14 protein-coding genes and 2 tRNA genes are annotated in these 13,599 nt (G+C 66.1%); 6 read left to right on the forward strand and 10 right to left on the reverse strand.

Features of this window, described 5'->3' with window-relative positions:
* The first annotated feature begins 157 nt into the window (after positions 1-157).
* Both OXQ33_RS07405 and OXQ33_RS07410 read left to right on the forward strand, forming a co-directional pair.
* Positions 158-1,366 carry a toxic anion resistance protein gene (locus tag OXQ33_RS07405; protein ID WP_267434048.1) on the forward strand — a complete coding sequence of 403 codons (1,209 nt, stop codon included), beginning with the start codon at positions 158-160 and terminating at the stop codon, positions 1,364-1,366.
* 4 nt (positions 1,367-1,370) lie between these two features.
* Positions 1,371-2,105 carry a hypothetical protein gene (locus OXQ33_RS07410; protein ID WP_267434049.1) on the forward strand — a complete coding sequence of 245 codons (735 nt, stop codon included), beginning with the start codon at positions 1,371-1,373 and terminating at the stop codon, positions 2,103-2,105.
* Positions 2,106-2,768: 663 nt separating this feature from the next.
* Here the strand turns inward: OXQ33_RS07410 and OXQ33_RS07415 are convergent.
* Complete coding sequence (locus OXQ33_RS07415; protein WP_267434050.1) at positions 2,769-3,299, reverse strand: hypothetical protein; 531 nt, start codon at positions 3,297-3,299, stop codon at positions 2,769-2,771.
* A gap of 129 nt (positions 3,300-3,428) precedes the next feature.
* Between OXQ33_RS07415 and OXQ33_RS07420 the strand changes: the two genes are divergently transcribed.
* Entirely contained in the window at positions 3,429-3,800 is a 372-nt protein-coding gene (locus OXQ33_RS07420) for a PRC-barrel domain-containing protein (protein ID WP_267434051.1), read from the forward strand.
* Positions 3,801-3,985: 185 nt separating this feature from the next.
* Here OXQ33_RS07420 and uvrB read toward each other — a convergent pair whose 3' ends face one another.
* The 7 genes from uvrB to OXQ33_RS07455 form a co-directional block, all read right to left on the reverse strand.
* On the reverse strand, positions 3,986-6,178 hold the full coding sequence (uvrB, locus tag OXQ33_RS07425) for an excinuclease ABC subunit UvrB (protein WP_267434052.1): 2,193 nt from the start codon (positions 6,176-6,178) through the stop codon (positions 3,986-3,988).
* A gap of 157 nt (positions 6,179-6,335) precedes the next feature.
* Positions 6,336-7,502: an MBL fold metallo-hydrolase gene (locus OXQ33_RS07430; RefSeq protein WP_267434053.1), complete on the reverse strand. Its 1,167-nt coding sequence runs from the start codon at positions 7,500-7,502 to the stop codon at positions 6,336-6,338.
* Between the two features lie 66 nt (positions 7,503-7,568).
* On the reverse strand, positions 7,569-7,970 hold the full coding sequence (locus OXQ33_RS07435; RefSeq protein WP_267434054.1) for a DUF4345 domain-containing protein: 402 nt from the start codon (positions 7,968-7,970) through the stop codon (positions 7,569-7,571).
* Positions 7,967-8,419 (reverse strand): DUF2721 domain-containing protein, encoded by a 453-nt coding sequence (locus OXQ33_RS07440; protein ID WP_267434055.1) that lies wholly within the window; start codon positions 8,417-8,419, stop codon positions 7,967-7,969. The genes OXQ33_RS07435 and OXQ33_RS07440 overlap by 4 nt, the downstream gene beginning before the upstream one ends.
* 148 nt (positions 8,420-8,567) lie before the next feature.
* On the reverse strand, positions 8,568-8,876 hold the full coding sequence (locus OXQ33_RS07445) for a polyhydroxyalkanoic acid system family protein (RefSeq protein WP_267434056.1): 309 nt from the start codon (positions 8,874-8,876) through the stop codon (positions 8,568-8,570).
* A gap of 117 nt (positions 8,877-8,993) precedes the next feature.
* A tRNA-Gly gene (locus OXQ33_RS07450) sits at positions 8,994-9,067 on the reverse strand.
* A gap of 43 nt (positions 9,068-9,110) precedes the next feature.
* Positions 9,111-9,196, reverse strand: a tRNA-Tyr gene (locus tag OXQ33_RS07455).
* 169 nt (positions 9,197-9,365) lie between these two features.
* Here OXQ33_RS07455 and OXQ33_RS07460 point away from each other — a divergent pair.
* On the forward strand, positions 9,366-10,976 hold the full coding sequence (locus tag OXQ33_RS07460; RefSeq protein ID WP_267434057.1) for a M20/M25/M40 family metallo-hydrolase: 1,611 nt from the start codon (positions 9,366-9,368) through the stop codon (positions 10,974-10,976).
* A complete protein-coding gene (gene rlmB, locus OXQ33_RS07465) occupies positions 10,976-11,719 on the forward strand; it encodes a 23S rRNA (guanosine(2251)-2'-O)-methyltransferase RlmB (protein WP_267434058.1) in 744 nt (247 codons plus the stop codon). Before OXQ33_RS07460 ends, rlmB begins: the two co-directional genes overlap by 1 nt.
* 464 nt (positions 11,720-12,183) lie before the next feature.
* Here the strand turns inward: rlmB and OXQ33_RS07470 are convergent, their stop codons facing one another.
* Entirely contained in the window at positions 12,184-12,501 is a 318-nt protein-coding gene (locus OXQ33_RS07470; RefSeq protein ID WP_267434059.1) for a 2Fe-2S iron-sulfur cluster-binding protein, read from the reverse strand.
* A 57-nt stretch (positions 12,502-12,558) separates the two neighbouring features.
* On the opposite strand from OXQ33_RS07470, the gene OXQ33_RS07475 reads away from it, so the two are divergent.
* Positions 12,559-13,188: a DNA-3-methyladenine glycosylase 2 family protein gene (locus tag OXQ33_RS07475; protein WP_267434060.1), complete on the forward strand. Its 630-nt coding sequence runs from the start codon at positions 12,559-12,561 to the stop codon at positions 13,186-13,188.
* Positions 13,189-13,386: 198 nt separating this feature from the next.
* On the opposite strand, the gene OXQ33_RS07480 is transcribed toward OXQ33_RS07475, so the two are convergent.
* Positions 13,387-13,596, reverse strand: coding sequence for a hypothetical protein (locus OXQ33_RS07480; RefSeq protein WP_267434061.1), 210 nt, complete (start codon positions 13,594-13,596; stop codon positions 13,387-13,389).
* Positions 13,597-13,599: the final 3 nt, after the last annotated feature.

The following is a 13,599-nucleotide window of genomic DNA, read 5'->3' on the forward strand; positions in this document are numbered from 1 at the left end:
AGGGCTTCCCCGGCCGAACCCGATCCAACCTCCGTTCAGGCTGAACGGAAGGGGGGATAAAATCCATCCGGAACCATTCATAGTATTATCCGCATAACACACTTGAACCCCGCGCCCATCGCCTCCACACTAGACACGCGTATTTGGAGACTATGGAATGGCCACGACCGCCGATACCGTGACGCAGGAAAAGGGGCTGACGCTGACGCCGCCCGATCCCGTGCCCACGGTCGCGCCCTCCCAGGCCGCCGGGCTGGTGCCCGTGGACGACAAGACCCGGACCCAGCTGGAACAGAAGGTCGACGGCTTCGTCGCCGAATTGATCGCGCAGGACGTCAACAGCCCCGAATTCGGCCGCCGCGTCGATGCGATCACCGCCATGGGTCAGAAGGAAATCCGCGAGGCGGCGGGCCAGTCCAACCGCTTCCTCGACCGCCCGGTCAAGGCGATGGACGGCGAAACCGGCGTCGGCAAGGACCTGACCGAGCTGCGTCGCGTGGTGGAAAGCCTCGATCCCGGTCGCCAGGGCAATCTCTCCGCGCCGCGCAAGCTGTTGGGCATCCTGCCTTTCGGCAACAAGATGCGCGACTATTTCGATGGCTATCGCTCGTCGCAGACGCATATCGCCGCGATCCTGAAGAGCCTGGCCTCGGGTCGCGACGAACTGCTGATGGACAATGCCGCGATCGATACCGAGCGCGCCAATCTGTGGTCGGCCATGGGGCGGCTGGAGCAGATGATCCATCTGTCCAAGGCGATGGACGCCAAGCTGGAGGACGCTGCGAACGAGCTGGATCATACCGATCCGGCCAAGGCCAAGGCGATCCGCGAAACTGCGCTCTTCTATACCCGCCAGCGGACCCAGGATCTGCTGACCCAGATGGCGGTCACAGTGCAGGGCTATCTGGCGCTCGACCTGGTCAAGAAGAACAATGTCGAGCTGGTGAAGGGCGTCGATCGTGCCTCGACCACCACCGTTTCGGCCTTGCGCACCGCCGTCACCGTGGCGCAGGCGCTGGCCAACCAGAAGCTGGTGCTTGACCAGATCACCGCGCTCAACACCACCACCGCCAACATCATCGATTCGACCGGCAAGCTGCTGCGCAGTCAGACCGCGCAGATCCATGAGCAGGCGGCGGCCTCGACCATTCCGCTGGAGACGCTGCAACGCGCCTTCCAGAATATTTACGACACGATGGATGCGATCGACAGCTTCAAGCTGAAGGCGCTCGATTCGATGAAGACCACGGTCAATACGCTGGGCCAGGAGGTCGAGAAGTCGAAGGGCTATATTGCGCGGGCCGAGGGGGCGCAGAACCCGCAGCTGACCAGCGGCGCTTCGTCGTTCAAGCTGGAGGCGCTGTAAGGTCGTGACCACGCCCCGCTCGAACGAGGTCGATGCCCAGATCGAGCGTGCGCGCGAAGTGATGGCGCGCATCTCGCAGGATTATCGCGGCCAGGCCCAACAGACGGTCAAGCGGGTGCGCCGCCGCGCCCGTTCGGCGCTTCAGCGGGTGATCCTGATCGCCGTCGCCAACGCCGCCATCCTGATCGCGGCGATGGTGACGGGCCTGATCCTGCCCGGCGGCATCGGCATTTTCGGCGCGCTGGCGGCGATGCTGCTGATGCTGGCGGTGACCCTGACCATCGCGCTGGCCCCCGCCGCGCGCGCGCCGACGCCCGCCAAGTTGGCGCAGGTCGATATCAAGGCGCTGCCCGCCCAGACCGAACGCTGGCTGGAGGCGCAGCGCCCCTTGCTGCCAGCGCCCGCGGTGCAGCTGGTCGACCGGATCGGACAGCGGCTCGACACGCTCTCGCCCCAGTTGGCGGGCGTCGACAACGACACCGCCGAGGCGATGGAGGTCCGACGCCTGATCGGCGAGCAGCTTCCCGCCTTCCTGCGCGACTATGAGCGGGTGCCCGAACCGCTTCGCCGGGTCGAGCGCAACGGCCGGACGCCGGATGCGCAGCTGGTCGATGGCCTCAAGCTGATCGAGCAGGAAATCGGCGACATGACCCAGCGACTGGCCCAGGCCGATCTCGACAGCCTGTCGACACGCGGGCGCTTCCTGGAAATGAAGTATCGGGAAGAGAAAGCGGAATAGGTGTAACGCCTGTCGGGGCGTTTGTTTGGGGGGCTGTCAAACCACTCGAGTGGATCGACCATTCCTCCCCTTGTAGGGGAGGTGGCAGGCCGTCAGGCCTGACGGAGGGGTGTCGCGCTCTCGATACGGGGATACCCCTCCACCATGCTTCGCATGGTACCCTTCCCCTTGTAGGGGAGGAATGAGGGCGTCGCCTGAATGTCGATCGGGCCTTAGCCCTGTCGGCCACCCCGGCGAAAGCCGGGGTCCCGTTGCCCGGCAGAGTAACGCCCCGGCAAACCCGAAGGATCAGCGCTTCCCCGAAAATGAAAAGAGGCTGCCGGAACGTCATCGCGACGTCCCGACAACCCCTAAACATGGTCAGCGGCCGGAGAGCTCCAGCCCGGGAGACCATGTGGGCCTCATGACATCAGGCGCGACCGTTGATTGGGGGAGGATACCCCCCGAATCACGCCCATCGATGTCAGAAGCCGGTCCCCCGAACGAACTGAACCGACCCCATTGCTGAACCATGAGACATCGGATCACCTCCTTTCGCTAGTGGATAGCCAACGCGCCCCTTTGAAGAACGCATGTGCAATGTGCGTAGTCGGAGGCGGATAAACAAGACTTGAAATGCGACGATGTTTGGCCGACCATCTTGCGCCGCCGAACAGCGGCTCCTCAGCCCCGGCAATCCTCGATCACCCGCCCGATCTCCGCATAGGCGGGGATGACCAGCGGGACTTGGCCCTGCTGCTCCACCGTGAACCGGCCCCGGCTGAACGCCATGGCGTCGAGCAGCGGGTCGTTGGCCGTCAGCACCATCTCCGCGCCCGTAGCGACCGCCTGGGCGGCGAGGGCCCTGGTCGTGCTGGAGGTGCGGATGGTGACGCTTCCCGCGACCGAGGCGGGGCGACTCAGCCGGACCTGTCGGGTGCGGGGATCGCAGGTCAGCGACAGGCGGGTGACGCCCCCCGTGCCGAACGTGGCGCCCGACCCTTGCGCGGTCCGCTGATACCGCCAGTCGCCCGGCGTCAGCGGCCAGTCGCGCCAGTCGGCCCCCAATACCGGGCGCGGTGCCGGCGGCAGGGGCTGGGGCGTGTGGCGCACCGGCGGCGGCGCGGCAGGGCGCGGAGCGGCGGGGATACAGCCCGACAGGGCGGCGGCCGCGACGATCGTCGTGGCAAGGGAAGCATGGGACAGGCGACGCATCGGATCCAGCCTATGCGCGAGGGGCCGTTCGGGCTCAACCCTGTGCTGCGGCGGACCGTGCCGATGCGGCGGGCATCGGAACCGCCCCTCGCTCTGGCGGGTTGGGAGGGCGATAAACGGAGGTTAAGAATGGCCGATCACGACACGCCGACCCTGATCCTGGTCCAATCCAACGTCGCAGGGCCGCTGAAACTGGAAAGCCGCGACGGCGACACGATCGGCAGCGTCGCGTCCTTCATGGTGCACAAGCGCTCGGGCCGGGCGACCCATGCCGTGCTGGCGCTGGGCGGGTTCCTGGGCATGGGCAAGAGCTTCTACCCGGTGCCGTTCAGCCTGTTGCAGTTCGATCCGGTGGGCGATCAATATGTCATCACCGTCGACCGCCGCCTGCTGGAGGGCGGGCCGAGCTGGGCCAACCATGCGCCGATCTTCGATCAGGCCTATGCCGACCGGGTCGCGGGTTATTATGGGGTGGGGACGGAAAATTTGGATTTGGGGTGATGGGTTACCGGACGCAGTATTTGCGGCGAGGGCCCTCCCCCATCCCCTCCCGCTTGCGGGAGGGGCGTGTGCGTGGAAGCGCTATGCGCGCCTCACATCGTTGGCGTTCCGTAAAGCGATAGCCCCTCTCCCGGCAGGGGGAGGGGTTGGGGAGGGGCAAGGGCCAAGCAACCCCACCCCGAAAATCAATTCGCCTTCCGCCCACTCGCGAACTTCTTGCTCTTCCCGAACCGCGTCTTGCGCGTCCCCGGCTTGCCCTCGTTGGACCGGCCCATGATCGGCGCCTTCTGCTCATGGACCGGCAGGCCCAGCTCTTCATTCTCCAACTGCCGGATTTCATCCCGCAACCGGCCCGCTTCCTCGAACTCCAAGTCGGCGGCGGCCTTGCGCATCTTCTTCTCGAGTTCCTCGATATAGGCGCGCAGATTGTGGCCGACCATGTGCGGGCGGTCCTCATCGATCGGCACGGTCACCTGATCGCCCGAGGCCACATGCGCGATGATGTCGCCGATCTGGCGGCGGATCGTCTGCGGCGTGATGCCGTGTTCGGTATTGTATGCCATCTGCTTCTCGCGACGCCGCGAGGTTTCCAACATGGCGCGTTCCATCGATCCGGTGATGCGGTCGGCATAGAGGATCACCCGCCCGTCGACGTTACGCGCCGCGCGCCCGATGGTCTGGATCAACGAGGTCTCGGAGCGCAGGAACCCTTCCTTGTCCGCGTCCAGGATAGCAACCAGCCCGCATTCCGGGATATCCAACCCCTCGCGCAGCAGGTTGATGCCGATCAGCACGTCATAGACGCCCAGCCGCAGGTCGCGGATCAACTCGATACGCTCCAGCGTCTCGACGTCGGAGTGCATGTAGCGGACCTTGATCCCCGCCTCGTGCATATACTCCGTCAAATCCTCCGCCATCCGCTTGGTCAGCGTGGTGACGAGGGTGCGGTAACCGAGCTCGGTCGTCTTGCGCGCTTCGATGATCAGGTCCTGTACCTGCTCCTCGACCGGCTTGATCTCGACCGGCGGGTCGATCAGGCCGGTGGGGCGGATGACCTGTTCGACGAAGACGCCGCCGGTCTGCTCCATCTCCCAATTGCCCGGCGTGGCCGAGACGCTGACCGTCTGCGGACGCATCGCATCCCATTCGTTGAAGCGCAGCGGCCGGTTGTCGATGGCCGAGGGCAGGCGGAAGCCGTACTCGGCCAGCGTGATCTTGCGCCGATGGTCGCCGCGCGACATGCCGTTGATCTGGCCGATCGTCACATGGCTCTCGTCGACGAACAGCACCGCGTTTTCGGGGAGATACTCGAACAGCGTGGGCGGCGGCTCGCCGGGCAGGCGGCCGGTCAGGAAGCGGCTGTAATTCTCGATGCCGTTGCACGATCCGGTGGCGGCGATCATCTCCAGGTCGAAATTGGTCCGCTGCTCCAGCCGCTGGCGCTCCAGCAGCTTGCCCTCGATCTCCAGTTCCTTCAGCCGCTCGGTCAGCTCGAACTTGATCGCCTCGACCGCCTGTTTCATCGTCGGGCCGGGGGTCACATAGTGGCTGTTGGCGTAGATGCGCACCGAGTTGAGGCTGGCCGACTTCTTGCCGGTCAGCGGATCGAATTCGACGATCTCCTCGATCTCGTCGCCGAAGAAGGACACGCGCCAGGCGGAATCCTCATAGTGCGAGGGGAAAATTTCGAGATTGTCCCCCTTCACCCGGAAATTGCCGCGCATGAAGGCGGCGTCGTTGCGCTTGTACTGGAGCGCGACGAGCTTGCGGATGATCTCGCGCTGGTCGACGCTCTGGCCTTTTTTCAGGTCGAAGATCATCGCCGAATAGGTTTCGACCGAGCCGATACCGTAAAGGCACGACACCGAGGCGACGATGATCACGTCGTCGCGCTCCAGCAACGCCCGCGTCGCCGAGTGGCGCATCCGGTCGATCGACTCGTTGATCGAGCTTTCCTTCTCGATATAGGTGTCCGACCGGGGCACATAGGCTTCGGGCTGGTAATAGTCGTAATAGCTGACGAAATATTCGACCGCGTTGTTGGGGAAGAAACTCTTGAACTCCCCGTACAACTGCGCCGCCAGGATCTTGTTGGGCGCGAGGATAAGGGCGGGGCGCTGCAACTCCTCGATGACCTTGGCCATGGTGAAGGTCTTGCCCGAGCCGGTGACGCCCAGCAGCACCTGGTCCTTGTCCCCGGCTCGCGCGGCGGCGGTCAGTTCCCGGATCGCGGCGGGCTGGTCCCCGCTGGGGGTGTATTCGGTGACCAGTTCGAACCGCTTGCCGCCCTCGGCCTTTTCGGGGCGCGAGGGGCGGTGGGGGACGAAGCTGACGCCGGTTTCGGGCTTGTCGAGGGTGGTGCGGATCTGGATCGCCATAAGGGGAATATGGTCCCGGTTGCGCTTTTGTTCCAGTGGTTCCGATGTTGAGGCGTAGGCTTCGACTTCGCTCTGCCCGAACGGGTTTTCGTATGAAGCCCGATTCCCACCCCCCGTTCAGCCTGAGCGAAGTCGAAGGCCGAGGGAATCAGGCTGCCTATCGCAAAGCCCGAACCTGTGGTGTGTCGAGACACGCCCGCATTGCCGCATCACTGGTCCGTTGCGTGCCTTTAGCTCCGAAAGGAGGCACCTCCACCGCGTCGCCCAACCGAACCGCCGCAAACCGGCCCCGCGCGCCCGAACAGCGCATCGCCGCATCGAGCAGTTTCGGCGGCGTGTCATAGCCCTCATAGGACAGGCGGAAGGTTCCCCAATGGATCGGAATGGCGGTCGAGGCGCCCAGCCGCTCGAAAATCTGCACCGCCTGCGGCGGGCCGATATGGCTGCCCGCCGCCATCTGGCCGGGGACGAAGCGGAACGCCCCGATCGGCAGAAGGGCGAGGCGGACGGGACCCAGTCGCGCCGCTTCCTCGGGCCAGCGTCCGTCGCCCATGCCGGTGTCGCCCGCGAAGAAGATGTTCCCGCCCGGCAGCTTCACGACGAAACTCGACCAGAGCGCCCGGTTGCGGTCGGCGAACCAGCGGCTGCCCCAATGATGGTTGCGCGTCACCACCACCGACACGCCCGGCCGGACGATCTTTTCCCGCCCCCAGTCCAGCGCGGTGGCGGGCACGCCGACCTGTCCGATCACGCTGTCATTGCCCAGGCTGGTGACGACCAGCGGGTGGTCGCGTTGCCACAGTTTCTTCAGCGTCGCCTGGTCGAGATGGTCGTAATGATTGTGGCTAATGACGACCAGGTCGATTTTGGGCAGGTCGTCGGACGCGACGCCGGGCCGTGCGACCCGCTTGGGGCCGAAGCCGAAGGGTCCGGCGCGCTCGGCATAGATGGGGTCGGTCAGGATGTTGAGGCCCTGGGTCTGGACCAGCACGGTGGCATGGCCGATCCAGGTCGCGACCATGCGCTGTCCCTCGACACGGGGTTCGGGCCTGGCGGCGCGGACGGCCACCGTCTCGGGCCAGGCGGGGCGTCCGTCGTCGCCGGTCAGTTGCCGCCAGAAAAAGCCGCCCCGTCCGCCCCGCGTCGGCATCCGCAGGGTGTCGGCATCGCCATCGGGATTGAAGAAGCGCTCGCCGTCATAATGGCCGCTCTCCGGCCCTTCATAATAGAGGCGGTCGAGATAATGCGGCACGATGGTCGCCGCGAGGCCGATCAGGATGAGGATCAACGCCAGTCCCTTGGCGATCCACCGGACGATCCTCATGCCGTGACCGGCCCGCCGTGGGCGGGGAGGATAGGGTCGGCAAAGCGCATGGAAAGGCTCCTGGAATCAGCGATAGCCACGCGCGATACGGGCCTGCCACAGCATAAGAAGCGGGACGACGCCCAGTTCCATCGCCAGCCCCAGTTGATGGCCCGTCGACGGCGCACCGACCGTCGCCCAGGACAGGGCGCGTGCCAGGCCGCCCGCGACGACCAGAAGCCCGAGCAACCGAAACCGCGCGCCCTTGCGCTCGATGGCGGGAATGCAGGTGACGAAGGCAAGGCCCAGCCCCAGGAAGATGCCGGAGACATAGCGGAACTGGCTGTCCAGATCGCTCGGCACGACTTGCGGATGGCCCAGCCAGCCCGGTCCCTCCATCACGCTGATCCCCCCGATGGTCAGGGGCACCAGACAGGCGATGGCGACGATCGCCTGCAGGCCGCGCCGCTCGGCATCGCGTCCGGTCAATCCAGGATTTCCTTGCGGACATGGATGGCGCGCAGCGAGATGCGGACCTCGACCATGAAGGCGATCAGGCACAGGATCAGCAGGACCACCGCCAGGATGAAGGCCAGCGCGATCCAGGTGCCGATATGGAATTTGCCGAGATTGGCGATGAACAGCACCGCGATGACGATACAGGCCATGACCGCGCTCGACACCGCCAGGAACAGCGCCGCGTTGATGATCGACATGCGCCGGTCGAGCAGCCGAAGCTCCCATTTGTGGCGCATCCGCTCCGGGCCGTCATCGACCTTGTTGATCATCATCTCCAGCCCGCGCGCCCGGTCGATCACTCGCGCCAGCCGTCCCGCGAGCACGTTGAGCAACTGCCCGATCGCGGCCAGCATGAAGACCGGCGCGAGCGACAGCTGGATGGTCTGGGCGATGGTGGTGACGGCGGGCAATGTGGGCATCGCCGGAAATGGTGGCGTGCCGGGCGGCTCGGGGCAAGGGGGAAGTGATCCTCCCCTATATGCGAGGCGTGGTGGAGGGGACGTGCGGCTAGATATGCCCTTTGAGGAAGTCCCCCTCCGTCAGGCCTGCGGCCTGCCACCTAGGATCTTACGCCTTCGCCAGCATCTTCTCCGCGCTGGTCTTCACGAATTCGCCGATGGGGCCGGCCATCATCGACAGCATCATCGGGATCGCGACGGTGCCGGAGATCGCGCGGTCGGCGATGTTCATATCGGCCTTCACCGTCTGGCCCATGGCAATGATGGTCAGCATCAGCCGGTCGTCGGCGGGCCATTCGGAGGTCACCTGGCCGCCGCCGGGGATCTTGGCCTCCAGCTTGGGCAGTCCCTGTTCGATCCGGCGACGCGCCTCGGCATGACCCAGTTCATGGGGAATGTCGAAATTGACCGATGCCATGTCGCTTCACTCTTTCTCGTCTGGTGGGAACGGGGCGGACTGGCGTGGCCTGACGTAAACGTCAAGCACCCGGTACTCTAACGTCGATCAGGAAATATGCGCGAAATGTCAGGAGGTTGGAGCGGGTAACGGGAATCGAACCCGTGTATTCAGCTTGGAAGGCTGCTGCACTACCATTGTGCTATACCCGCTCAATATCCAGCGCCGTGATCGACCCTAGCCGATGGGCGGGGATGGTGGAAGGGACTGGATTCGAACCAGTGTACGCTCACGCGGGCAGATTTACAGTCTGCTGCCTTTAACCACTCGGCCACCCTTCCGGGGTGTCGCTCCACCGGAGCGAGGCGGGCCCAATGCCGAAGCTGAACGCGCCTGTCAACGCCGTTTTATGCGTTTTGCACATGCCCCGCCTGATCGGGTTGCTTGCATGTCGGACGATCGGGACATAGCCTCTGCCCCATATCAGTCCAATCGGGGATTTCGTTTCCTATGCGCGTTTCCTTGCTCGCCGCCGTCGCGGCGATCGCCCTGTTGCCTGTCGCCGCCGTCACCGCGCAGGATCGCGGCAGCGCCAGCCGCATCATCGACGAAGGCATGAACCACAGCCAGGTCATGCAGACCGCGCAGCATCTGACCGACGTGATCGGCCCGCGCATGACCAACAGCCCCGCGATGCGCACCGCCGAGGGCTGGACCGTCGAGCAGTTCGCCAAATGGGGCCTGAAGAACGTCCATAAGGAAGGCTTCCCCTTCGGCCGAGGCTGGTCGATCGAGCGGGCGAGCGTCCGGATGGTCTCGCCCCGCCCGCTGCAACTGACCGCGATCCCCATCGCCTGGACGCCCGCCACCAACGGCGCGGTCACCGCCCCGGTGATCGTCGCGCCGATGAAGCGGGAGCGCGATTTCGACAAGTTCCGGGGGCAGCTGCGCGGCAAGATCGTGATGGTGTCGATGCCCGGCACCGGCGACGAGCCCGGCACCGCGCCCTTCCGCCGCCTGTCGGGCGAGGACATCGCCAAGCTCGACGTCTATGTGCAGCCCGAGCATGATCCCGAAGCCGCCGACCGCCGGTTGAAGCGGCTCGACTTCTCGCAGAAGCTGGATGCGTTCCTGAAGGCCGAGGGCGCGGTCGCCTATGTCACGCAGAGCTATCGCGACGGCAAGCTGCTGCACGGTGAGGGCTATCTGTTCGGACGCGGCGAGACGGCTGCCGTCCCCGGCATCGAACTCGCCGCCGAGGATTATCGCCGCCTCGCCCGCCTTGCCAAGGTCGGCCCGGCCCCGACCATCGAGGTGCTCAGCGACGTCCGCTATGACGACGGCGACGTCAACGCCTACAACATCATCGCCGAGATTCCCGGCACCGACCCCAAGGCGGGCTATGTGATGGCGGGCGCGCATCTGGACAGTTGGGTCGCGGGCGACGGCGCGGCGGACAATGCGGCGGGCAGCGCGATGATCATGGAGGCCGCGCGCATCCTGGCCGCCACCGGCCAGCGACCGAAACGAACCATCCGCTTCGCGCTCTGGTCGGGCGAGGAGCAGGGTATCCTGGGCTCCATGGCCTATGTCGAGCAGCATCTGGCGACGCGCGGCCGCCCCGACGACGCGCCGCAGACCGGCCTGAAGCGCTATTATGGCTGGACCAATCGCTGGCCGATCACGCCGAAGCCCGGTTACGGCGACCTGGCCGCCTATTTCAACATCGACAACGGCTCGGGCAAGCTGCGCGGCATCTATGCCGAGAACAACCCGGCGGCGGTGCCGATGCTGAAGGAATGGCTGTCGCCCTATGCGTCGATGGGGGCGGGCAATGTCGTGCAGCGGACCACCGGCGGCACCGACCACGTGTTCATGCAGGCGGTCGGCGTGCAGGGCTTTCAGTTCATCCAGGACCCGCTGGACTATGGCAGCCGCATCCATCACAGCTCGGCCGATACCTTCGACCATTTGAAGGGGGATGACATGCGCCAGGCCTCGGTGGTGCTCGCCGGGGTCTTGCTTGCGGCGGCGAATGCGGACAAGGCGCTGCCGCGTCCGCCGGTTCCCACCCAACCGGCACCGACCAATCCTTTCAGCTATACGGACAATGACGACTGATGGCACGCCGAGGACATCGCCCCAGCCAGGCTTCCGCCAACCGCCCGCGCTTCTGGGGGCGGCATGCGGTGACGGCGGCACTCGCCAACCCCAACCGGACGGTGCGCAAGATCTGGGGCACGCGCGAGGCGCTGGCCGCGCTCGACCTGCCGCCGGTGGTGCCGATCACCTATGCCGATGCCGCCGATCTGGGCCGTCTGGTTCCCGCCGACGCGCCGCACCAGGGCCTGGTGGCGGAGGTCGATCCGCTGGAGGACATGTGGCTGGGCGACCTGCTGCACGAAGGGCAGGATGACCAGCGGCCTCTGGTGGTGCTCGATCAGGTGACCGACCCGCACAATGTCGGCGCGATCCTGCGCTCGGCCGCCGCCTTCGACGCGCTGGGCATCGTGACCCAGGACCGGCACGCCCCCCCCGAATCGGGCACGGTCGCCCGCTCGGCCAGCGGCGCGCTGGAGACGGTGCCGTGGATTCGCGTCGTCAACCTGGCCCGCGCGCTGGAGGAGATCGCCGAAGCGGGCTTCTGGCGCATCGGCCTGACCGGCCATGCCAGCCAGACCCTGGCCCAGGCGATGGGCACGCAGCGCATCTGCATCGTGCTGGGCGCGGAAGGCGAGGGGATGCGCCAGAATACCGAGGCGCATTGCGATGAACTCGCCAAGCTGCCGATCAGCCCGAAGGTGGAGAGCCTGAACGTCTCCAACGCGGCGGCGATCGCGCTGTATGCGGTGGCGGCGCGGTGATTTGGCGCGGCGGCGGGATTGGTCCTGCCGCCTTTTCGTTCGCGCAAAGGTTTTTTGGAGCGAGCGCCGGGCGTGCGCTTCGACTTCGCTCAGCGTGAACGGCTGTTGGTCGGATTGGCAGGGTATTCGGGGCGGGTAGACTCAAGAAGGCCGGTTCCCAGCCTCCGTTCAGCCTGAGCGCAGTCGAAGGCCACGGGCATGGGGTTCGCGCGGAGACGCGGAGGCGCGGAGATGTCCGGCATAGGGCCAGCGAAGGCCGCCCTCGCGAGCGGGAGACTTTGCGGCGGCCGGCAGGGATGGAGAGGCCTTGCGGCCAGATTCTCAATCTCCGCGCCTCCGCGTCTCCGCGCGAACAAAAACTCTGAGGAGGCTGCGAGACCAAGTCACGCCGTTCCCTCCGGGCCTCGGCGCAAAAAAAGAGGCGGGACCAAGGCCCCGCCCCCGCGTTCTCGCGAAATGCCCGATCAGTCCTCCGCCGCGATCCGCACCCGCATCCCGTCCTGCGCCGCACCGAAGGGCAACTGGCACGACAGGCGCGAGGTGGCGTCCCGTTCGCTGGTCGAATCGAGCAGGTCGTCCTCGTCCGGTCCGATCGCGGGCAGGGTGCCCGCGAATTCCGGATCGACATGCACATGGCAGGTCGCGCAGGAGCAGCATCCGCCGCACAGCGCCAGCAACTCGTCCACTCCGGCGTCGCGGATGACTTCCATCACCGACAGACCGGCCTCGCCGTCGATTTCGCGTTCTTCCCCGTCGCGGGTCACGACGATAAGCTTGGGCATGTCCATTCTCCTTGTCGGCAGCGCCTCTGCCGATCCTCAACGCACGGATCAAGCATCATGGGGCTGAACGCCGAACAGATTCGCCGAAGCATGGACGCGCTGGCCGCCGCCGAGCCCGCCATCGCGGCGGCGCTCGCGCGCATCGGCTATCCCGAACCGCGCATCCGCGAACGCGGCTACGCCACCCTGGTCCGCACGATCTTGGGCCAGCAGGTGTCGGTCGCCTCGGCCAATGCGCATTGGCGGCGACTGAATGAGTTGCTCGGCGACGCGACCGACCCGACGAGGATGCACGGCGTCACCGATGAGGAATTGCGCGGCGCGGGCATCTCGCGGCAGAAGGCGGGCTATCTGCGTAGCCTGGCCGAAGAGGTGACCAGCGGTCGCCTCAACCTGTCGGACCTGCCGGAGGACGACGAGGAAGCGATCGCCCAACTGGTCGCGGTCAAGGGCATCGGCCGCTGGTCGGCGGAGGTCTATCTGCTCTTCGCCGAAGGGCGCACCGACATCTGGCCCGCCGGCGACCTGGCCGTGCAGATCGAGATGGGGCGCATCCTGGGCCATGACGCGCGGCCTTCCGAAAAGCAGGTCCGTGCGCTGGCGGAGGCGTTCCGCCCGCACCGCAGCGCGCTGGCGATCTTCACCTGGCATCATTACGGCGCAGGGGCGGACGCCGCGCCCGTCTAGAGCGGTTTCCGACTAGGTTGAACCATCGTCATCGCCCTGTGGGCGACCGCTTCGCGGCGGGGCGCTTTCGGTCCAGGGCGGCGTTGCTTGGCGGTCACGATGCTTCTGCATCGCTCCCTTCGCGCGCCTTGCCCCGAACCGAAATCACCTCCGTGCCAATGATCCAACCTGATCGGAAACCGCTCTAGAATCCGGACGCTAGTCGCTGTGCGGCGTCGTGCGGTGGCGGGTGGCCACCCCGACCAGCACCGCCGTCGACAACAGGATCGACGACACCAGGCCGCCAATGGCGAGCAGTCCGCCCGGCGTCACCCGCACCTTGGCCCGGAGGACGACCTTGCGCCCGATCCCGGCGCGCAGCGTGGCGGACTGATGGCTGGGGCGGCGTGGCGTGATGGAATGGGACATGGG

The organism is Sphingomonas sp. GM_Shp_1 (assembly GCF_026540895.1).
In the GTDB taxonomy this organism is placed as follows: Bacteria; Pseudomonadota; Alphaproteobacteria; order Sphingomonadales; family Sphingomonadaceae; genus Sphingomonas.